Source organism: Pseudonocardia petroleophila, assembly GCF_014235185.1.
Classification (GTDB): Bacteria; Actinomycetota; Actinomycetes; order Mycobacteriales; family Pseudonocardiaceae; genus Pseudonocardia; species Pseudonocardia petroleophila.
In genome coordinates this window covers 6,370,786-6,390,800 of sequence record NZ_CP060131.1, presented here as the reverse complement: position 1 = coordinate 6,390,800, position 20,015 = coordinate 6,370,786, and the positions used below count along the sequence as shown (strand labels likewise).

Annotated in this window: 15 protein-coding genes; 13 read left to right on the top strand and 2 right to left on the bottom strand. The window is 76.2% G+C overall.

All coding sequences use genetic code 11. From position 1 onward, the window contains the following. Nucleotides 1-18: 18 nt before the first annotated feature. A complete protein-coding gene (locus tag H6H00_RS31260; RefSeq protein WP_255425480.1) occupies nt 19-714 on the bottom strand; it encodes a CAP domain-containing protein in 696 nt (231 codons plus the stop codon). Between the two features lie 21 nt (nt 715-735). On the opposite strand from H6H00_RS31260, the gene H6H00_RS31255 reads away from it, so the two are divergent. From H6H00_RS31255 to H6H00_RS31210, 10 genes are all read left to right on the top strand, one after another. Then, complete coding sequence (locus H6H00_RS31255) at nt 736-1,026, top strand: acylphosphatase (protein ID WP_185719212.1); 291 nt, start codon at nt 736-738, stop codon at nt 1,024-1,026. A gap of 44 nt (nt 1,027-1,070) precedes the next feature. Then, complete coding sequence (locus H6H00_RS31250; protein ID WP_255425479.1) at nt 1,071-2,315, top strand: MFS transporter; 1,245 nt, start codon at nt 1,071-1,073, stop codon at nt 2,313-2,315. A gap of 51 nt (nt 2,316-2,366) precedes the next feature. Next, on the top strand, nt 2,367-5,948 hold the full coding sequence (smc, locus tag H6H00_RS31245) for a chromosome segregation protein SMC (protein WP_185719210.1): 3,582 nt from the start codon (nt 2,367-2,369) through the stop codon (nt 5,946-5,948). Nucleotides 5,949-6,175: 227 nt separating this feature from the next. Then, nucleotides 6,176-8,050: a signal recognition particle-docking protein FtsY gene (ftsY, locus tag H6H00_RS31240; protein ID WP_185719208.1), complete on the top strand. Its 1,875-nt coding sequence runs from the start codon at nt 6,176-6,178 to the stop codon at nt 8,048-8,050. A 190-nt stretch (nt 8,051-8,240) separates the two neighbouring features. Continuing rightward, the gene (locus H6H00_RS31235) at nt 8,241-9,599 is read left to right on the top strand and encodes an ammonium transporter (RefSeq protein WP_185719206.1); all 1,359 of its coding nucleotides are present in this window, start codon (nt 8,241-8,243) and stop codon (nt 9,597-9,599) included. 3 nt (nt 9,600-9,602) lie between these two features. Further along, nucleotides 9,603-9,941, top strand: coding sequence for a P-II family nitrogen regulator (locus H6H00_RS31230; RefSeq protein ID WP_185719205.1), 339 nt, complete (start codon nt 9,603-9,605; stop codon nt 9,939-9,941). Between the two features lie 104 nt (nt 9,942-10,045). Then, nucleotides 10,046-10,384: a P-II family nitrogen regulator gene (locus tag H6H00_RS31225; RefSeq protein WP_185719203.1), complete on the top strand. Its 339-nt coding sequence runs from the start codon at nt 10,046-10,048 to the stop codon at nt 10,382-10,384. After that, on the top strand, nt 10,381-12,759 hold the full coding sequence (locus H6H00_RS31220; RefSeq protein WP_255425478.1) for a [protein-PII] uridylyltransferase: 2,379 nt from the start codon (nt 10,381-10,383) through the stop codon (nt 12,757-12,759). Before H6H00_RS31225 ends, H6H00_RS31220 begins: the two co-directional genes overlap by 4 nt. 101 nt (nt 12,760-12,860) lie before the next feature. After that, a complete protein-coding gene (locus tag H6H00_RS31215; protein ID WP_185719201.1) occupies nt 12,861-13,787 on the top strand; it encodes an ATP-binding cassette domain-containing protein in 927 nt (308 codons plus the stop codon). Beyond that, nucleotides 13,784-14,554 carry an ABC transporter permease gene (locus H6H00_RS31210; RefSeq protein WP_185719199.1) on the top strand — a complete coding sequence of 257 codons (771 nt, stop codon included), beginning with the start codon at nt 13,784-13,786 and terminating at the stop codon, nt 14,552-14,554. The genes H6H00_RS31215 and H6H00_RS31210 overlap by 4 nt, the downstream gene beginning before the upstream one ends. On the opposite strand, the gene H6H00_RS31205 is transcribed toward H6H00_RS31210, so the two are convergent. After that, the gene (locus tag H6H00_RS31205) at nt 14,527-17,655 is read right to left on the bottom strand and encodes an ATP-binding protein (RefSeq protein WP_185719197.1); all 3,129 of its coding nucleotides are present in this window, start codon (nt 17,653-17,655) and stop codon (nt 14,527-14,529) included. The two genes, H6H00_RS31210 and H6H00_RS31205, sit on opposite strands and share 28 nt — an antisense overlap. 121 nt (nt 17,656-17,776) lie before the next feature. On the opposite strand from H6H00_RS31205, the gene H6H00_RS31200 reads away from it, so the two are divergent. The 3 genes from H6H00_RS31200 to H6H00_RS31190 are packed head-to-tail and all read left to right on the top strand — an operon-like array spanning nt 17,777 to nt 20,005. Then, complete coding sequence (locus H6H00_RS31200; RefSeq protein WP_185722909.1) at nt 17,777-19,033, top strand: ammonium transporter; 1,257 nt, start codon at nt 17,777-17,779, stop codon at nt 19,031-19,033. Next, a complete protein-coding gene (locus H6H00_RS31195; RefSeq protein WP_185719195.1) occupies nt 19,030-19,368 on the top strand; it encodes a P-II family nitrogen regulator in 339 nt (112 codons plus the stop codon). Before H6H00_RS31200 ends, H6H00_RS31195 begins: the two co-directional genes overlap by 4 nt. 37 nt (nt 19,369-19,405) lie before the next feature. After that, nucleotides 19,406-20,005 (top strand): P-loop nucleotide/nucleoside kinase family protein, encoded by a 600-nt coding sequence (locus H6H00_RS31190; RefSeq protein ID WP_185719193.1) that lies wholly within the window; start codon nt 19,406-19,408, stop codon nt 20,003-20,005. The last annotated feature ends 10 nt before the right edge of the window (nt 20,006-20,015 follow it).

The window sequence follows — 20,015 nt, the reverse complement described above, 5'->3', positions numbered from 1 at the left end:
GCCGCCCGACTCGTCGGGTCAGAACCCGAAGTTCTGCACCCAGTAGTTCCCGTCGTCGGCGAACCCGACGCCGATGGTCGTGAAGTCGCAGTCGAGGATGTTGCGGCGGTGGCCGGGGGAGTTCATCCAGCCCTGCACGACCTCCGCCGCGCTCTCCTGGCCGCGCGCGATGTTCTCGCCGCCGGGGGAGGGGTGGCCCTCGGCGCTGATCCGGTCGTCGAACCGGCGCCCGTCCCGGCTGACGTGGTCGAAGTAGCCGTGGGCCGACATGTCCTCCGCGTGCCCCTGCGCGGCGGCCGCGAGCCGGGGGTCGCCGGCCAGCGGCGCGCAGCCGGCGTCGACGCGCTCGGCGTTGGTGAGCTCCACGACCTGCGCCGCCGGGCCGCCCGCGCTGCGCTGCGGCGCGGTCGTCGTCGGCTCGGGCGCGGTCGTCGGCTCCGGGGTGGTGGTCGGGGCCGCGGTGGTGGCCGGTGCGGGCGTCGTCGTCGGGATCGCCGGGGCCGGGAAGGGGACCCTGATCGTCGGGCGCGGCGGCGGCGTGGGTCGCGTCGGCGGGGTCGGCGGGACGGGGGCCGTCAGCGGCGTGCCCAGCGCGGTGGTGACGGCGTCGGGCAGCGCGGCGGACGGGGCGACGGCGGCGACGGTCCCGATCAGGACGGCACCGGCCGCGAGCCCGGCGAGCAGGGGTGCCGCGCGGCGCCCGGGGCTGATCACGCCGGGTAACCTAGCAGCCTTGTGAGCACCAACAGCCGTTCCGCCGTCCGGCTCACCGCGTGGGTCCACGGCCACGTCCAGGGAGTCGGGTTCCGATGGTGGACCCGCTGCCGGGCGCGCGAGCTGCACCTCGTCGGCGAGGCCCGCAACCTGCGCGACGGCCGTGTCGCCGTGACCGCGGAGGGTGATCGCCGGTCGTGCGAACGGCTGCTCGCGCTCCTGCGCGGCGACCGGACGCCCGGGCGCGTCGACGAGGTGGTCGAGCAGTGGGGCGAGGCGAAGGGCGGGTTCGACGGGTTCGTCGAGGCCTGAGAACGTTCTGGCGCCGCGGGCCCCGCGCAGGACACGATGTCCCGGTGACCACGACGGATCGCCGGACCGCGGAGCTGCAGCGACGGATCGTCGCGGTGCTGGTGGTGGCGCAGGTCCTGGGCGGGATCGGGGTGGCCACGGGGATCGCGCTGGCGAGCCTGACCGCCGCGGACCTCTCGGGCTCGGACGTGGTCGGCGGTGCCGCGCTCACCGCGATGGTCGTCGGCACGGCGCTCGCGGCGCTGCCCGTCTCGCGGCTCGCCGCGCGCTCCGGTCGGCGGCCGGCGCTGGTACTCGGGTACGGGGCGGGGGCGGTGGGCGCGGCCGGGGCCGTCGGTGCGCTGGCGCTGGGCAGCTGGCCGCTGCTGCTGGTGGCGCTGGTGCCCTTCGGTGCGGCGTCGGCCGCGGGGCTCGCGGCGCGGTTCGCGGCCACCGACCTGGCGGAGCCCGGCGCCCGGGCCCGCGCGCTCGCCGTCGTGGTGTGGGCGGTGACGGTCGGCGCCGTCGCCGGGCCCAACCTGGCCGGGCCGATGCAGGCCGTCGCGGCCGGGCTGGGGATGGTGCCGGCGACCGGCCCGTTCCTGCTCGCCGCGGTGGCCTTCGCGGCCGCCGCGGCGGTCGTCGGGGCGGGGCTGCGGCCGGACCCCCTGCTGCTGGCCCGCGCGCGGGAGGCGCTGGCCGCCGCCCCGCCGGCGCCCGGGCGCGGGGCGTGGGCCGCGGCGCGCGAGCACCCCGCGGCGCTGCTCGCGATCGGGGCGATCGCCGTCTCGCACCTGCTGATGGTCGGGCTGATGTCGCTGACGCCGGTGCACATGGACCACGGCGGCGCGTCGGTGTCGCTCGTCGGGCTGGTCATCAGCCTGCACGTCGCCGGCATGTACGTGCTCAGCCCCGTGTTCGGCGCCCTCGCCGACCGCTGGGGCAGGCGGCCGGTGCTCGCCGTCGGCGCGGCGCTGCTCGTCACGGCGGGCCTGGTCGCCGGGCCGGCCGCACCCACCGACCCCGTCGTGCTGGCGGTGGGCCTCGTCGCGCTCGGGCTGGGCTGGTCCGCGGCGCTGGTCGCCGGGTCGGCCCTGCTCACCGACGCGGTGCCGCTCGCCGACCGGGCCAGGGTCCAGGGGCTCTCCGACGTCACGATGAACGTCGCCGGGGCGTGCGGGGGCGTGCTCGCCGGGGTGGTGGTCGCCGTCGGCGACTTCGGTGCGCTGGGGTTCTCGGTCGCCGCCCTCGCGGTGGGGCTGCTGGCGGTCGTCGTCGCGGGCGGGCGGCGGGCGGGGGCGCTCCGCTAGCGGCACCGCACGGATCGCTACTCTGCGGAACCCGTCCGACGCAGGAGAGCCGTGCACCTCAAGAGCCTGACGCTGAAGGGCTTCAAGTCCTTCGCCTCGGCCACGACGCTGCGCCTCGAACCCGGGATCACCTGCGTCGTCGGCCCGAACGGGTCGGGCAAGTCCAACGTCGTCGACGCGATCAGCTGGGTGCTCGGCGAGCAGGGGGCGAAGGCGCTGCGCGGCGGGAAGATGGAGGACGTCATCTTCGCCGGCACCTCCGGGCGCGCGCCACTGGGCCGCGCCGAGGTGACCCTGACGATCGACAACTCCGACGGCGCGCTGCCCATCGAGTACTCCGAGGTGTCGATCACGCGGCGGATGTTCCGCGACGGCGCGGGCGAGTACGAGATCAACGGCTCGGCGTGCCGGCTGCTCGACATCCAGGAACTCCTGTCGGACTCCGGCATCGGCCGCGAGATGCACGTCATCGTCGGGCAGGGCCAGCTCGACTCCGTGCTGCAGAGCAAGCCCGAGGACCGCCGCGCCTACATCGAGGAGGCCGCGGGGGTCCTCAAGCACCGCAAGCGCAAGGAGAAGGCCCTCCGCAAGCTCGACGCGATGCAGGCCAACCTCACCCGGCTCACCGACCTCACCGCCGAGCTGCGCCGCCAGCTCAAGCCGCTGGGCCGGCAGGCCGAGATCGCGCGCAAGGCGCAGAGCGTGCAGGCCGACCTGCGCGACGCCCGGCTGCGCCTGTCCGCCGACGACCTGGTGACGCTGCGCGACTCGCTCGCGCGCGAGGAGGCCGACGAGTCCCAGGCCCGGGCGCGGCGGGCGGAGGTCGAGGAGCAGCTGTCGGTCGCGCGCGTCGAGCAGGAGCGGCTGGAGACCGCGCTCGCCGCCGACGCCCCGCGCCTGGCCGCCGCGCAGGACACCTGGTACCGGCTCTCCGCGCTGGCCGAGCGCCTGTCCGGCACGGTCCGGCTCGCGCAGGAGCGCGGCCGGCACCTCGCCGCGTCGGCCGAGGAGCGGGCGCCCGGCCGCGACCCCGACCAGCTCGACGCCGAGGCCGACGCCGTCGCCGAGCAGGAGGACGAGCTGCTGGCGGCCGTCACCGAGGCCCGCGGCCTGCTCGCCGAGCTGCTGGAGACCCGCGCCGAGCACGAGCGCACCCTCGCCGACGCCGACCGCGCGCACCGGGCCGCGGTCCGGGCGCTGGCCGACCGCCGCGCCGGCCTCGCCACCCTCGCCGGTCGCGCCGAGGCGATGCGCAGCACCGCGGCCGCCACCGCCGACGAGATCGAGCGGCTCTCCGACGCGCTCGCCGAGGCCGAGGACCGTACGGCCGCGGCGCAGTCGGAGCTGGACGCCGCGGGGGACGCCGCCGACTCCGGGGAGGTGCCCGCCGACCTGGAGCAGCGCCGGGTCACCGCGGTCGAGGCGCACGAGGGCACCCGCAGGCGGGTCGCGGAGCTGGTGGGCCAGGAGCGCGAGGCGGAGAAGCAGCGCGCGCACTGGCGGGCCCGGGTCGACGCGCTGTCGGTGGGGCTGGCCCGCAGGGACGGCTCGGCGTCGCTGCTCGGGGAGGACGGGGTGCTGGGGGCCCTGTCCGGCCTCGTGACGGTGCAGCCCTGGGCCCGCACCGCGGTGGCGGCGGTGCTCGGCGAGCTGGCCGACGCGGTGGCGGTGGCCGACCCGGCGGCGGCGGTGGCGGCGCTGCGGCTGCTCCGGGCCCGGGACGCGGGGCGGGCGGCGCTGGTGGTGGGGGCCCCGTCGCTGCAGGAAGGCCACCTTCATGCAGCCGGACCGCGTGATGGTGGCCTTCCTGCAACGGCGCGGTGGGTGGCCGACGGCGTCTCCGCGTCCGGGGACGTGGGCGCGGCCGTGCAGCGGTTGCTGTCCGGGGTGGTGCTCGTCGAGTCGCTCGACCTCGCCGCGACCGTCGTCGCCGCCGACCCCGCGCTGACCGCCGTCACCGCCGAGGGTGACGTGCTCGGCGCCGCCCGGGCGTCGGGCGGATCCGGCACGGCGACCAGCGCGCTCGACGTGCAGGCCGCCGTCGACGAGGCCGTGCAGGCCCGCGACCGCGTGGAGGAGGAGCTCGGCCGGCTGCGCCCGGCGCTGGAGGGGGCGCGGGCGGAGGAGGCGGCGCGGCTGGCCGACGTCGAGGCCGCGCGCCGGGAGCAGAACGCCGCCGAGCAGCGCCGGTCCGCCGCGTCCGCGCAGCTCGGACGGATGGAGCAGGCCGTGCGGTCGGCTGCCGCCGAGGCCCAGCGGCTGCGCGAGCGCCGCGACGCCGTCGAGGCCCGCCGCTCCGACGCCCTGCTCGCGCTCGAGGCCGCCGAGCAGCAGCTCGCCGTGGCCGAGGACGAGCCGGTCGACGACGAGCCCGACACCGAGCTCCGCGACGCCGCCGCCGACGCGCTGGAGACCGCCCGCAGCTCCGAGGTCGACGCGCGCCTGTCGCTGCGCACCGCGGAGGAGCGGGCCCGCGCGATCTCGGGGCGGGCGGAGTCGCTGCGGCGCCAGGCGTCGTCGGAGCGGCTGGCCCGGCAGCGCGCCGCCGCGGCCCGCGAGTCGCGCGAGCGCGGGGCCGCGGTGGCCGCGCTCGTCGTCGCGGCGGGGGAGACGGCGTGCGCGCGCATCGCGCAGTCCCTCGCCGCGGCCGCCGCCGAGCGCGACGCGGCGGCCGCCGCCCGCGACGCCCGCGAGCGCGAGCTGGGGGAGGCCCGGCTCACCGCGCAGCGGCTCACCGCGCTGATGGAGAAGCTCACCGACACGGTGCACCGCGACGAGGTGCTGCGCGCGCAGTCGAGGCTGCGGCTGGAGCAGCTGACGGAGAAGGTGCTCGCCGACCACGGGATCGGCGTCGACGACCTCGTCGCGGAGTACGGCCCCGACACCCCCGTCCCGGCGTCGCTCGCCGAGGTCGCCGAGTACGAGGCGGCCCGGGAGCGCGGCGAGGACGTCACCGAGCCCCCGGCCATGCCCTACGACCGCGCCACGCAGGAGCGCCGGGCGTCGCGGGCGGAGAAGGACCTCGCGCTGCTCGGCCGCGTCAACCCCCTCGCGCTGGAGGAGTTCGCGGCGCTGGAGGAGCGCTACCGCTTCCTGTCGACGCAGCTCGAGGACCTCAAGAACACCCGGCGCGACCTGCTCACCGTGGTCCGCGAGGTCGACGACAAGATCCTCGAGGTGTTCGCGGAGGCCTACCACGACGTCGCCCGCGAGTTCGCGATCGTGTTCGACACGCTGTTCCCCGGCGGCGAGGGCCGGCTCGTGCTCACCGACCCCGAGGACATGCTGACCACCGGCGTCGAGGTCGAGGCCCGCCCGCCCGGGAAGAAGGTCAAGCGGCTGTCGCTGCTGTCGGGGGGCGAGCGATCGCTGACCGCGATGGCGCTGCTCGTGGCGATCTTCCGCGCCCGCCCGTCGCCGTTCTACATCCTCGACGAGATCGAGGCCGCCCTGGACGACGTCAACCTCCGCCGCCTGATCAGCCTGATGGAGGAGCTGCGCTCGACCAGCCAGCTCATCGTCATCACGCACCAGAAGCCGACGATGGAGGTCGCGGACGCGCTCTACGGCGTCGCGATGCGGGGGGACGGGATCACGACGGTGATCAGCCAGCGGTTGCGGCCGGCCTCCTGAGTTGCAGGAAGGCCACCATGCCGCCGTCTCGTGGCGGGACGGTGGCCTTCCTGCCATCCGGTGGGGCGGCGAGCGGGGGCCGGTGATCGGTGCCTGCCGCTGCCGCAGCCGGTGGCCGGGGCCCGGGCGTGCGGCTCGCGGCGATCGTCGTCGGGTGCGGGTCCCGTGAGGGGGCTGCTGCCCGGTGCCCGCGGAATGCCCCGGCCGGGGCATGACAGGGTGGTCGGGTGACCCCGGAGACCTTGTGGATCGTCGTCGCGGTCGTGGTGGCCGTCGTGCTCATCGCCGTCGTGGCGGGCCTGGTCCTGCGCAGCCGGCGACGCATCAGCCTGCGGCAGGCCGAGGAGCTGGAGCAGCGCGACGACACCGCCGCCCCGCCCCGCCGAGGCGGCACCTACCAGGCCGGTGGCGGCTTCACCTTCGCCCCCGGCACCGGGGCGGCCACTCCGGATCCGCCCGCGGCGCCGGCGCCCGACGCCCCGCGGGCGAGCCCGGGACACGGCGACCCGACCCTCCCCGGCGTGACGCCCTCCGCGTCCACCGCGCCCCCGGCCACCGACGGCCGCACCGCGACCGACGCCCCGGTCCCCGACGCCCCGGCCCCCGACGGGACGGGCACCGGCACCGCGACGCCCGGCACCGCGACGCCCGGCACCGCGACGCCCGGCACCGCGACGCCCGGCACCGCGACGCCCGGCACCGCGACGCCCGGCACCGCGACCGACGGCACCCCGCACGGCGGCTCCACGACCGACTCCGACACCCGCGCCGACTCGTCCCCAGCCGCCACCGCTCCGACGCCGACTGAGCCCGCCCCGCCCGCCACCGCGCCCACCACCCCGGCTCCGACGCGGCCCGCGCCGGCGGAACCGTCGTCGACCGCCACCGCGCCGACCGCCCCGTCGACCCCGGCCCCGTCGACCCCGGCCCCGTCGACCCCGGCCCCGTCGACCCCGGCCCCGTCGACCCCGGCCCCGTCGACCCCGACCCCGTCGACCCCGACCGAGCCGCCCCCGGCCTCCACCACTCCGCCGGCGACGGCGCCGACCACTCCGGCCCCCACGCCCCCGGCCCCCACGGCACCCGCCCCGAGCACCCCCGCCCCGACCACCCCGGCCCCGTCCGCGAACGGCTCGTCCCCGGCCGCCACCACGCCTGCCACCACCCCCGCCGACGACATCGCCCCGCCCGGCGGGCGGCTGGAGCGCCTGCGCGGCCGCCTCGCCCGCTCCCGCTCCGGGTTCGGGCAGGGGCTGCTCGGCCTGCTGGGGGCCGGGGAGTTGGACGAGGAGTCGTGGGAGGACGTCGAGGCGACCCTGCTGCAGGCCGACCTCGGGCCGGAGACCACCGCCGAGCTCGTCGACACCCTGCGCACCGAGCTCGCCGCCCGCGGCGTCCGCACCGCGGAGCAGGCGCGCCAGCTGCTCAAGGACGTCCTCACTGCGGCGCTGCGGCCCGAGCTCGACCGGTCCGTCCGCGCCCTGCCGCACGACGGGCGGCCTGCGGTGCTGCTCGTGGTCGGCGTCAACGGCACGGGCAAGACCACCACCACCGGCAAGCTGGCCCGGGTGCTCGTCGCGAGCGGGCACCAGGTCGTGCTGGGCGCGGCCGACACCTTCCGGGCCGCCGCCGCCGAGCAGCTCGTCACCTGGGGCGAGCGCGCGGGGGCCACCGTCGTGCGCGGTGCCGAGGGCGCCGACCCGGCGAGCGTCGCGTTCGACGCCGTCAAGCAGGGTTCCACCGAGGGCGCCGACGTCGTGCTGCTCGACACCGCGGGCCGCCTGCACACCAAGACCGGCCTGATGGACGAGCTCGACAAGATCAAGCGGGTCGTCACCCGGCAGGCCGAGGTCGACGAGGTGCTCCTCGTCCTCGACGCCACGACCGGCCAGAACGGGCTGACGCAGGCCCGCGTGTTCGGCGACGTCGTCAAGGTCACCGGCATCGTCCTGACCAAGCTCGACGGCACGGCCAAGGGCGGCATCGTGTTCCGGGTGCAGCGCGAACTGGGCGTCCCGGTGAAGCTCGTCGGGCTCGGCGAGGGCCCCGACGACCTGGCCCCGTTCGAGCCCGCCGCCTACGTCGACGCCCTCCTGAGCTGACGCGTCATGCGGATGTAACTCCCCGGGGGGCCTCGTTCACCTGCGCGAAACACCGGTGGAGGACGCCGGAAACACGGCGATTCGATAGTTCCCGCACCAGCCGCGGAATCCGTCCATACCGGACGGAGCGCGGCGCAGACGGGAAGGAGTCGACGTGCCTGGAGTGCCCGATACCGGCGATACCGCCTGGATGTTGACAGCGACGGCCCTGGTGTTGCTCATGACGCCGGGACTCGCGCTGTTCTACGGCGGCATGGTGCGCAGCAAGAGCGTGCTGAACATGATGATGATGAGCTTCGCCTCGATGGGCCTGGTCGGCGTCCTGTGGGTGCTGTACGGCTACTCGATGACGTTCGGCACGAGCGTGGGCGACGCCGGCATCGTCGCCGACCCGCTGCAGTTCGCCGGGCTGCAGGGCCTGACGGCCGGCACGTACCTCGCCGACGCCGAGGCCGGCACCGAGGTGGCCGTCCCGCTGGTCGGCACGATCCCCTCGCTGGTGTTCGTCGGCTTCCAGGCCACGTTCGCGATCATCACCGTGGCCCTGATCTCGGGTGCGGTCGCCGACCGCATGAAGTTCGGCTCCTGGCTGGTCTTCGCCGGCATCTGGGTGTCGATCGTCTACTTCCCGGTCGCGCACTGGGTCTTCAACTTCGACGACGTCACCGCGGGTGCGGGCGGCTGGATCGCCAACGACCTCGCCGCGATCGACTTCGCCGGTGGTACCGCGGTCCACATCAACGCCGGTATCGCCGCGCTGGTGCTCGCCATCGTCCTCGGCAAGCGCCGCGGCTGGCCGCGCGAGCCCATGCGGCCGCACAACCTGCCGCTGGTCATGCTCGGTGCCGCCCTCCTGTGGTTCGGCTGGTTCGGCTTCAACGCCGGTTCGGCCGTCGGCTCGGGTGCCATCGCCGGCTTCGCGTTCCTCAACACCATCGTCGCCACCGCGGCCGCGATGATCGCCTGGTTGCTCGTCGAGCGCTTCCGCGACGGTCACCCGACCAGCCTCGGTGCCGCGTCCGGCGTCGTCGCGGGTCTGGTCGCGATCACCCCCGCCTGTTCCTCGGTGTCGCCGCTGGGCGCCATCGCGGTCGGGGCCATCGCCAGCGTCCTGTGCGCCCTGGCCGTCGGCCTGAAGTTCCGCTTCGGCTTCGACGACTCGCTCGACGTCGTCGGCGTCCACCTCGTCGGCGGTCTCGCCGGCACGCTGCTCATCGGCTTCTTCGCCACCGCCGACTCGCCGGCCGGTGTCGCCGGGCTCTTCTACGGCGGCGGCGCCGACCAGCTGTGGCGCCAGGCCGTCGGTGCCTTCGCGGTGCTGGCCTACTCCGGCATCGTCACGGCGATCATCGCCTTCGCGCTGAAGTTCTCGATCGGCCTGCGCATCTCCGACGAGGACGAGGCCACGGGCATCGACGAGACCGAGCACGCGGAGTCGGGCTACGACTTCTCCACCCTGCGGGGCGGCAGCGGCCTGCGTCCGTCCGCTGGGGCGTCGACGCAGTCGGCGCGCGACCACGAGCCGGCCACCGCCGGTCAGGAGGTCTGAGCGATGAAGCTGGTCACGGCGATCGTCAAGCCGTTCGTGCTGGAGGACGTGAAGGGGGCGCTGGAGCAGATCGGCGTCCTGGGCATGACCGTCAGCGAGGTCCAGGGCTACGGCCGGCAGAAGGGCCACACCGAGGTCTACCGCGGCGCGGAGTACTCCGTCGACTTCGTGCCGAAGGTCCGCGTGGAGGTCGTCGCCGACGACGCCCTCGCGGAGAAGGTCGTGGACGCCGTCGTCGAGGCCGCCCGCACCGGCAAGATCGGTGACGGGAAGGTCTGGGTGACCCCGGTCGAGAGCGTGATCCGGGTGCGCACCGGCGAGCGCGGAACCGACGCGATCTAGCTCCACCGTCTCGTCCCCGGGCCCGCCGTACCTCCACGCAGGTACGGCGGGCCCGGACCCATTCCCGGAGAATGTCCGGTTCGTCACCGATCGGAGAAACCGCAATGATGCTCGTGACGGCCATCGTGAAGCCGTTCGCCCTGGACGACGTCCGCTCCGGACTGGAGGACCTCGACGTCGCCGGGATGACCGTGAGCGAGGTGTCCGGCTACGGTCGGCAGCGCGGCCACACCGAGGTCTACCGCGGTGCCGACTACCAGGTGGACTTCGTGCCCAAGGTGCGCGTGGAGATCGTCGTCGACGACGGGGTGGTGGAGAAGGTGATCGACACCGTGCTGGCCGCCGCGCGGACGGGCAAGATCGGCGACGGCAAGGTGTGGGTGACGCCCGTGGAGACCGTGGTGCGGGTCCGCACCGGTGAACGGGGCGCCGACGCGCTGTGAGCGACGCCATCACCGTGTCGTCCGCGGGAGACGCCCAGGACCTGGTGCGCGCCAAGGCCGTCCTGCTGCAGACCGGGGACGCGAAGCGCCGCCTGTCCCCGGAGGCGCTGCGCACCGCGCTCGTCGACCTCCACGACTTCTGGCTGTCCTCGCGCTGCGCGGCGATCGGGCTCACCGACCGCGCCGCGCTGGTCGCCGTCGGGGCGCTGGGCCGCCGCGAGCTCGCGCCGTGGTCCGACCTCGACCTCGTGCTGCTGCACGACGGCCGCAAGGACATCGACCGGATCGCCGACCAGCTCTGGTACCCGCTGTGGGACGCGGGGATCGGGCTCGACCACTCCGTGCGCACGCCCGGCCAGGCCGTGCAGGTGGCGGCCACCGACCTGCGCGCCGCGTTCGGGCTGCTGGAGATCCGCCACATCGCGGGCGACGCCGCCCTGTCCGACTCGGTCCGCGCGTCGGTCCGGCAGGCCTGGCGCGCGGGCATCCGCAGCCGCTTCGACGAGATCGTCGAGGGGGCCCAGGGGCGCTGGCGCAAGATCGGCGACGTCGCGCACCGCGTGGAGCCCGACCTGAAGAACGGCCACGGCGGCCTGCGCGACGTCCAGCTCATCGACGCCCTCGCCGCGGCCCAGCTCGTCGACCGCCCCGGCGGCGACGTGCTGGAGGCCCAGCGCCTGCTGCTCGACGTCCGCACGGAGCTGCACCGCCTCGCCGGCCGCGCCCGCGACGTCCTGCGCGCCCAGGACGCCGACGAGGTCGCCGCCGTGCTGGAGCTGGGTGACCGCTTCGAGCTGGCCCGCGCCCTGTCCGGCGCCGCAAGGGCGGTGGCGTTCTCCGCGGAGACCAGCCTGCGCTCGGCCCGGGGGGCGCTGCCCAGGCGGGGCCTCGCCGCGCTGCGCCGCAACCCGGTGCGCCGCCCGCTCGACTCCGGCGTCGTCGAGCACGCGGGGGAGGTCGCGCTGGCCCGCGACGCCGCCGCGTCGCGCGATCCCGCCCTGGTCCTGCGCGTGGCCGCCACCGCGGCGCGCACCGGCCTCCCGGTCGCGGCGGGCACGCTGCACCGGTTGGCCGACACCGCCCCCGAGCTGCGCGAACCCTGGCCCCGCGACGCGCTCGGCGAGCTGCTGTCGCTGCTGGGCACCGGCCGCCCGCTCGTCGACGTGGTGGAGGCGCTGGACCGCACCGGGCTGTGGGGGCGGCTGTTCCCCGAGTGGGGCGCGGTCCGCGACCTGCCGCCGCGCGACCGGGCCCACGTGTGGACCGTCGACCGGCACCTCGTCGAGGCCTGCGCGCAGGTCGCCCGGCTGACCACGCGCGTCGCCCGGCCGGACCTGCTGCTGGTGGGCACGCTGCTGCACGACATCGGCAAGGGCCGCGGCGGCGACCACTCCGTGGTGGGCGAGTCGCTGGCGGTGCAGGTCGGGCGGCGGCTCGGGTTCACCGAGCCGGACGTCGTGGTGCTGGGGGCGATGGTCCGCCACCACCTGCTGCTCCCGCACACGGCCACCCGCCGCGACCTCGACGACCCGGCCACCGTCACGCGCGTCGTCGAGACGCTCGACGAGGCCGTGGGCGACGGCGCCCCCGGCACGAGCGGGTTGCTGCTGGACCTGCTCACCGCGCTCGCGGAGGCCGACTCCCTCGCCACCGGGCCGGGCGTGTGGAGCCCGTGGAAGAAGACGCTGATCGGCGACCTGTCCCGGCGCTGCCGCGCGCTGCTGGCCGGGGAACCGCTGCCGGCCCCGCCCGACGACTCCGACCAGGAGATGGCCGCGGCCGTGCTCGCCGACCACCGCCCGCAGGTGCGGTTCGCCGACGAGGCCACCCCGGCCACCGTGCTGGTGGCGGTGCCCGCGGCGAAGGGGTCGCTCGCGGCCGCGGCGGGCGTGCTCGCCCTGCACTCGCTGGAGGTGCACGCCGCGGAGCTGTCGACGACCGGTGAGGTCGCGGTCTTCCGGTTCACGGTGTCGCCGCGCTTCGGCGGGCTGCCCGATCCGGCGCTGCTGCGCACCGACCTCGGGCGCGTCGTCGACGGCACGCTGGTCCTGGCCGACGCGCTGGCCCGCAAGGAGCGCGACTACGCCCCGACCAACTCCTCGGAGCCCCCGGCCCCGCCCCGGGTCCTGTGGTTCGACGACGAGGCCACCGGTGCGGTGGTGCTGGAGCTGCGCGGCACCGACCGCATCGGGCTGCTGCACCGCGTCGCCGCCGCGCTGGAGGGCTGCGACGCCGAGCTGCGGTGGGCCCGCGTCGCGACGCTCGGGTCCTCGGTCGTCGACTCCTTCTCCCTGGCCGGGCCGAACGGCGACGGCGCCATCCGCACCGCCGACCGGCGCCGCATCGAGCAGGCGGTGATCGCCGCCGTCGGCTGACCGCCGTTCCCCCCGACCCGTGAAACCGTCCCGCAACCGCCGTGCAGGCGGGCCGCCGCACGCTGCGCCGGTACGTGATCACGACGAGAAGGGGGATCACGATGGCGGCCATCAGGGCGGTCGGGTTGCGCAGGTCCTACGGGGAGCGGGTGGTGCTCGACGGCATCGACCTGGACATCGCGGAGGGCTCGGTCTTCGCGCTGCTGGGACCCAACGGCGCGGGGAAGACCACGACGGTGCACGTCCTCACCACCTACCTGCGACCGGACGGCGGCACGGCGCGCGTGCTCGGCCACGACGTCGTCGCCGAGGCGGCGGCGGTGCGGGCCGTCATCGGCGTCACGGGGCAGTTCTCCGCGGTCGACGGGCTGCTCACCGGCCGCGAGAACCTCGCGCTGATGGCCGACCTGCACCACCTCGACCGCGCGGCGGCGCGGCGGCGGGTCGACGGCCTGCTGGAGCGCTTCGACCTGGTCGAGGCGGCGTCCCGGCCGCTGTCGACGTACTCCGGCGGGATGCGGCGCCGCCTGGACCTGGCGATGACGCTGGTCGGCGACCCCCGGGTGATCTTCCTCGACGAGCCGACGACCGGCCTGGACCCGCGCAGCCGCCAGCTGATGTGGGAGATCGTCCGCGCGCTGGTCGCGGACGGCGTCACGATCTTCCTGACCACGCAGTACCTGGAGGAGGCCGACAAGCTCGCCGACCGGGTCGCGGTGCTCGACCACGGCCGGATCGTCGCCGAGGGCAGCCCCGAGGAGCTCAAGGCGCTCGTCCCCGGCGGGCACGTCCGGCTCCGCTTCACCGACCCGCTCGCCCACGCCGCGGCGTCCGCGGAGTTCGGGGAGGCGAGGTCGGACGCGCCCGCGCTGACCCTGGAGGTCCCGGCCGACGGGGGAGTCCGCTCGCTGCGCGCCGTGCTCGACCGGCTCGACCGCGCCGGTGTCGAGGCCGACGCCCTGACCGTGCACACCCCGGACCTCGACGACGTCTTCCTCGCGCTGACCGGCGAGGGGGTCGCGGCATGACCGCCCACGTGCTCACCGACTCGGCCACCATGCTGCGCCGCAACCTGCTGCACATGCGCCGCTACCCGTCGCTGACGCTGATGCTCGCCGGGATGCCGATCGTGTTCCTGCTGCTGTTCGTCTTCGTCCTCGGCGGCACGCTGGAGGCGGGCATCGGGCGGTCCTACGTCGACTACGTCGTGCCCGGCGTCCTGCTGATGACGGTCGCCGCCTCCGCGCAGGGCACGGCGATCTCCGTGGCCATGGACATGGCCGAGGGGATCGTCGCCCGCTTCCGGACGATGTCGATCGCGCGGGCCTCCGTGCTCACCGGGCACGTGGTCGGCAGTCTGGTCCAGACCCTGTTCAGCACGGTCCTGGTGGTCCTGGTGGCGCTGCTGATCGGCTTCCGGCCCACGACCGGGCCGCTGTCGTGGCTCGCGGCGCTGGGGGTGTTCGTGCTGATCACGTTCGCGGTCACCTGGCTCGCGGTGGCGCTGGGCATGGTCACCGACAGCGTCGAGACGGCGAGCAACCTGCCGATGCCGCTGGTGCTCCTGCCGTTCCTCGGCAGCGGGTTCGTGCCCACCGACTCGATGCCGACGGCCCTGCGCTGGTTCGCCGAGGTCCAGCCGTTCACCCCGTTCATCGAGACCCTGCGCGGCCTGCTGATGGGCACCCCGATCGGCGGCAGCGGGTGGGCGGCACTGGGCTGGTGCGCCGTCATCGCGCTCGGCGGGTACCTGTGGGCGCGCCGGCTCTACACCCGGGACCCCAGCAGGACCTGAGCGGCGACCCGCAGCTCGTCGGGACCCAGGCCGGCGTAGGACGACACGGCGTCGTCGTACGCCGGCCCGTCCGCGTCCCGGGCCGCCCGCCGTGCCGTGTCGACCGTCATCGTCGGCCGGAACTGCTGCGGGACGTGCAGCCGCTCGGCCAGGGCGGTCATCCGGGCCGCCGTGCTCTGCCGGTCGTCGCGGGCGAGGTCCGCGGTGGCCAGCGCCAGCAGCAGCGCCCCCCACAGCGACGACGCCACCACGTACCCGGGGGGATGCTCGACCGGGTCGTCGAGCAGCGCGGCGAGGGTGTGCGGCAGCTCGGCGACGATGTCGGCGACGAGGTCGGGGCGCCCGTGCCGGGCGTGCGCCACCACCGCGGCGGCGTGCAGCTCCAGGGCCCACGGGTCGGGTCCGGGGAGGTCGACGTCGAGGCCGGCGGGGTCGCGCAGGCGCTCCAGGCTGCGCCGCCACAGCGCCAGGCCGTCGTCGACGTCGCCGAGGGCCAGCGCGAGCTCGGCGCGCACCGCGAGGTCGAAGGTGGCCGTGCCGACGTCCAGATCGTCGGTGGCCGGCGCCCCGTCGAGGAGCAGCTGCGCCGCGACGGGGTCGCCCGCGTGCAGGTGCGCCAGCGCGGTGGCCCACACGAGCTGCAGGGCGGGGGAGGCGCCGACGGCGTCGAGCATCGGGGCCACCGCCCGCAGGTCGGCCAGCACGAGATCACCCCGCCCGGCCAGCATCTGCAGCTCGGCGACGCGCGTGCGGGCCACCACCCGGATCCACGGCTCGGCGGCCGCGCCGGTCCCGAGGGCCGCGGCGGCCCGCTCGGCGGCGCGCAGCGCCCCCTCGGGGTCGGCGGCGTGCGCCCGCACGTAGCTGTCGACGGAGTGCGCGACCGCGGCCTGCAGCGGCCCGCCCGCCGCGGCCAGCCGGCGTCGCGGCTCCGGGTCGGGACCCAGGACGCCGGGGGTGCGCAGCACCTCGGCCAGTGCCCGGACCAGGGTGTCGGCGGGAGCGGCGGGGAGCCGGCGCAGACCGAGCAGCGCCCGCGACGCGCGCGGCCCCTGCAGCACGAAGGCGGTGGTGACGGACAGGGCGGTGAGCGTGCGGGTCACCTCGACGTCGGCGGGCCCGGGGCGGAACCGGGCGACGAGGTCGGCGGTCTGCCGGGTCAGGGTCGTCGTCCTGAGGAAGTCCGACTCCACCGTCCACAGGGCCGCGAGCACCGCCCCGGCCGCGGCGGCGGTCGCGTCGTCGCCGCGGGCGATCGCCTGCCGCAGCGCGAACGCCAGGTTCTCCTGCTCCGCGCGGATCCGCCCGGCCGACGCGGGCGCGTCGACGTCGAAGGGCGCGTCGTGGTGGCGCCGGCCGAACTCCCCGGCCCAGGCCAGCAGCCCGGCGACGGGGTCGGCGGCGGGGTCCCGGCGGGCCGCCCCGAACTCGCGGACGGTCTCCAGCATCCGGAACCGCGTGCCCGACGCCGCCTCCGCCACGGTGAGCAGGGACTGGTCGGCGAGGTGCTCGAGCACCTCGAGCGCGTCGCCGTCCACCAGGTGGGCCGCCGCCTCGGCGGTGAACCCGGCGGGGAACACCGACAGCGCCCCCCACGCGGCCTGCGCCCGCGGGTCGAGCAGGTTCCAGCTCCAGTCGACCACCGCGTGCAGCGTGCGGTGCCGCTGCGGGCTGTCGCGGGCCCCGCCGCGCAGCAGCGCGAAGCGGTCGTCGAGGCGGCGGGCGATCTCGGTGACCGGCAGCACCCGCGTGCGCGCCGCCGCCAGCTCCACCGCCAGCGGCAGCCCGTCCAGGTGGGCGCACAGCTCGTCGACGACGTCCGGGGGCAGCTCGACGCCGGGCCGCGCCGCCCGCGCGCGCTGCCCGAACAGCTCGACGGTGGTGGCCCGGTCCAGCGCCGGCAGCGGGTACACCGACTCCGACGTCAGGCCCAGCGGGGCCCGGCTCGTGGCGAGGACCCGCAGGTCACGGGTCATCGCCACGAGCGCCCCGACGAGGTCGGCCGCGCCGCCCACGACGTGCTCGCAGTTGTCGAGCACGAGCAGCACGAGCAGCACGGGCCCGGCACCGAGCGCGGTGACGATGCCGGTCAGGGCGTCGGGCGGCGGGGGGTTCGGGCGGGCGGCGCCCACGCCGAGCGCCGTCGCGACCTCGCCGAGCACGTCCTCGTCGCGGGTGACCCCGGCCAGCCCGACGACGTGCACCACCCGCTGGTCGGCCGCGTGGGCGACGACGTGCGCGAGCCGGGTCTTGCCGAGCCCGCCCGGCCCGACGACCGTGGTCACCCGCGACGAGCGCAGCAGCGCCCCCACCGCGGCGACGTCGCGGCCGCGGCCCAGCAATGCGTTCGGCTCGTGCCGCACGCCGCGGCGCACGGCCGGACCGCCGTCCTGCAGCAGCCGCCGGTGCTCGGCGACCAGCGCCGGGCCGGGATCGGCGCCCAGCTCGTCGCGCAGGCGGCGGCGGTGGGTGTCGTAGCGGGCCAGCGCCGCGGCCGGGCCTGCGGTGGCCGACTCGCTGCGCAGCAGCTCCAGCAGCACCTCCTCGTCCCGGGGGTGGTCGCGGGCCAGGTCGGTCAGCGGCCCGGCGGCCTCCGCGGCGCGGCCCAGCCGCGCCATGGCCAGCGCGCGGGCCCGGCCGAGCGCCCGGCGCACGGGCTCGCGCTCCGCGCGCAGCTCGGCCACCGGGCCGTCCTCTGTGTCGGCCGCCCCGGCCCCCTCCCAGGCGGACAGGCCCTCCTCCGCCGCAGCCAGCGCGGCGGCGTGGTCGCCCGCGCGGGCGCACCGGGCGGCGGTGTCGGCGTGCGCGAGCACCGCGGCGGCGTCGACCTGCTCCGCGGGCAGGGCCAGGCGGTAGCCGGTCGGCGTGCTGGCGATGAGGTCGGCGCCGAGCTGCGCACGGGCGCGGGACACGACGACCTGGACCGCCTTCGCCGGGTTCGCGGGCCGCGCGTCCGGCCAGAGCCCGGCCGCCAGGCGGGCGGTGCCGGCCCCGGCGCGCAGGTCGGCGGCGAGCAGGGCCAGCAGCGCGCGCGGGCGCGGACCGGTGACCTCCTCGTCCCGGTACGCGACGCGGGGGAGCAGGACCAGCTCGGCGCGCACCGCTGCAGCGTAGGACCTTGCCCGTTCCGTGTGCCGGAAACATAGGATCACCGCCGTGACGGAGCTGTCGGGTGTGCAGGTGGGCAACACGGCGTACGTGCTGGGCTGTGCGGCACTGGTCATGCTCATGACGCCGGGGCTGGCGCTGTTCTACGGCGGCATGGTCCGGGCGAAGAGCGTGCTCAACATGATGATGATGAGCGTCGCGTGCCTGGGCGTCGTGGGGCTCGTGTGGGTCCTCGGCGGGTTCTCGCTCGCGTTCGGCGACTCCACCGCCGGGCTGATCGGCAACCTCGACCACGCCGGGCTGCGCGACGCCACCGCGGTCGTCGGTGGCGACACCGGCATCCCGTTGCAGGTGTTCGCGATGTTCCAGCTGATGTTCGCGGTGATCACCGCGGCCCTGCTGTCCGGGGCCGTGGCCGACCGCGCGCGGTTCTGGCCGTTCGCGCTGTTCATCGCGCTGTGGACGGTGTGCGTCTACGTCCCGCTCGCGCACTGGATCTTCGCCTTCGACGGGTACGTCGCCGACGCCGGCGGCTGGATGGCGAACTCGCTGGGTGCGCTCGACTTCGCGGGCGGCACCGCCGTCGAGATCAACTCCGGGGCGTCGGCGCTCGCGCTGGCGATCGTGCTCGGGCGCCGCCGCGGCTGGCCCCAGCAGCCGATGCGCCCGCACAACCTGCCGTCGGTGCTGCTCGGTGCGGGCCTGCTGTGGTTCGGCTGGTTCGGCTTCAACGCCGGGTCCGCGCTGGCCGCCGGGGCCGTGGCGGGCAACGCGTTCGTCACGACGATGACGGCGTCGGCCGCCGCCGTGCTGTCCTGGCTGGCGCTGGAGCACCGCCTCGACGGCCGCCCGACCAGCCTCGGTGCGGCGTCCGCCGCGATCGCCGGGCTCGTCGGGATCACCCCGGCCTGCGGGTACGTCGACACCTTCGGCGCCCTGCTCATCGGCCTGCTCGCCGGGGTGGTCTGCCAGCTCGCGATCCGGCTCAAGTACCGGCTGGGCTACGACGACTCGCTCGACGTCGTCGCCATCCACGGCGTCGGCGGCCTGCTCGGGATGCTGATGCTCGGCCTCGTCGCCACCGACGCGGTCAACGCCGCGGGCGCCGACGGCCTGTTCTACGGCGGCGGGTTCGCCCAGCTCGGGAAGCAGACCGTCGCGGTGCTCGCCGCCATGACGTTCGCGTTCGCGGTGTCGTTCCTGCTGGCCTGGCTGGTGCGCGCCACCGTCGGGTTCCGGGTGGACGCCGAGGTCGAGGCCGAGGGCATCGACGAGGCCGAGCACGCCGAGACCGCGTACGACTTCATGCCCCTGAGCACCACCGCCCGGCTCCACGACGGTGCTCGCCTCCACGAAGGGACGACCCCATGATCCTGGTGACCGCCATCGTCAAGCCGTTCGCGCTCGGCGAAGTCAAGACCGCGCTGGAGCGCCTCGGCGTGCTCGGCATGACCGTGTCCGAGGTGCAGGGCCACGGCCGCCAGAAGGGGCACACCGAGGTGTACCGGGGTGCGGAGTACAACGTCGACTTCGTGCCGAAGGTCCGGATCGAGGTCGTCGTGGACGACGAGGTGGCGGACAAGGTGGTCGACTCCGTCGTCGCGGCGGCCCGGACCGGGAAGATCGGCGACGGCAAGGTCTGGACCACCCGCGTGGAGCAGATCGTCCGGGTGCGGACGGGGGAGCGCGGCGGGGACGCCATCTGAGCCGGAACGAACCGCCCCTACCGCGCGTTCTGCCCCCATGACGGGGAGTGAGACCGTGTGCCTCGCGGTGCCGGGGCGGGCGCTGGTGCTGGTCGGCGGGATGCCGGGAGCCGGGAAGTCGACGCTGCTCGCGGGCCTGCCGCCGGACCCGCGGGTCGCGGTGCTCGACTCCGACGCCCACCGGGCCCGCCTGCGCCGCGCCCTCCCCGGCGCGCCGTACGGGGCCTACCGCTGGCTGGTCCACCTCGGCCACCGGCTCGCGGTGCTCGCGGCGGCCTGCTCGCGCACCGAGGTCGTCGTCGTGCACCTGCCCGCGACGGGGGAGCGGACCCGTGCGGTGCTGGCCCGGCTCGCCGCGCTCACCGGGCGTCGCGCGCACCTGGTCTGGCTGCACGTCGACGCCGAGCAGGCACGGCGCGGCCAGCGGGTCCGCGGGCGGGTCGTCCCGGAGGGCTCCTTCACCGGGCACGCGGCGCGGGCGGCGGCCACCACCGTCGAGCTGCTGGCCGGACGGGCCGCGGCGGGGTGGCACGAGGTCACCGTGCTCGACCGCGACCGGGCCCGGGCAGGGCTCAGGCTCGAGCCCGCCCGAGCCGCCCGGCCGTGCGCGATGCACGCCCCGCACCGGCCCAAGTAGTCTTGTCCGG

Coding starts and splice junctions, on each gene's coding strand:
- H6H00_RS31210 (WP_185719199.1), top strand. CDS start 13,784: ATGACCGCCCACGTGCTCACCGACTCGGCCACCATGCTGCGCCGCAAC.
- H6H00_RS31230 (WP_185719205.1), top strand. CDS start 9,603: ATGAAGCTGGTCACGGCGATCGTCAAGCCGTTCGTGCTGGAGGACGTG.
- H6H00_RS31195 (WP_185719195.1), top strand. CDS start 19,030: ATGATCCTGGTGACCGCCATCGTCAAGCCGTTCGCGCTCGGCGAAGTC.
- H6H00_RS31215 (WP_185719201.1), top strand. CDS start 12,861: ATGGCGGCCATCAGGGCGGTCGGGTTGCGCAGGTCCTACGGGGAGCGG.
- H6H00_RS31200 (WP_185722909.1), top strand. CDS start 17,777: ATGCTCATGACGCCGGGGCTGGCGCTGTTCTACGGCGGCATGGTCCGG.
- H6H00_RS31190 (WP_185719193.1), top strand. CDS start 19,406: ATGACGGGGAGTGAGACCGTGTGCCTCGCGGTGCCGGGGCGGGCGCTG.
- H6H00_RS31225 (WP_185719203.1), top strand. CDS start 10,046: ATGATGCTCGTGACGGCCATCGTGAAGCCGTTCGCCCTGGACGACGTC.
- H6H00_RS31235 (WP_185719206.1), top strand. CDS start 8,241: ATGTTGACAGCGACGGCCCTGGTGTTGCTCATGACGCCGGGACTCGCG.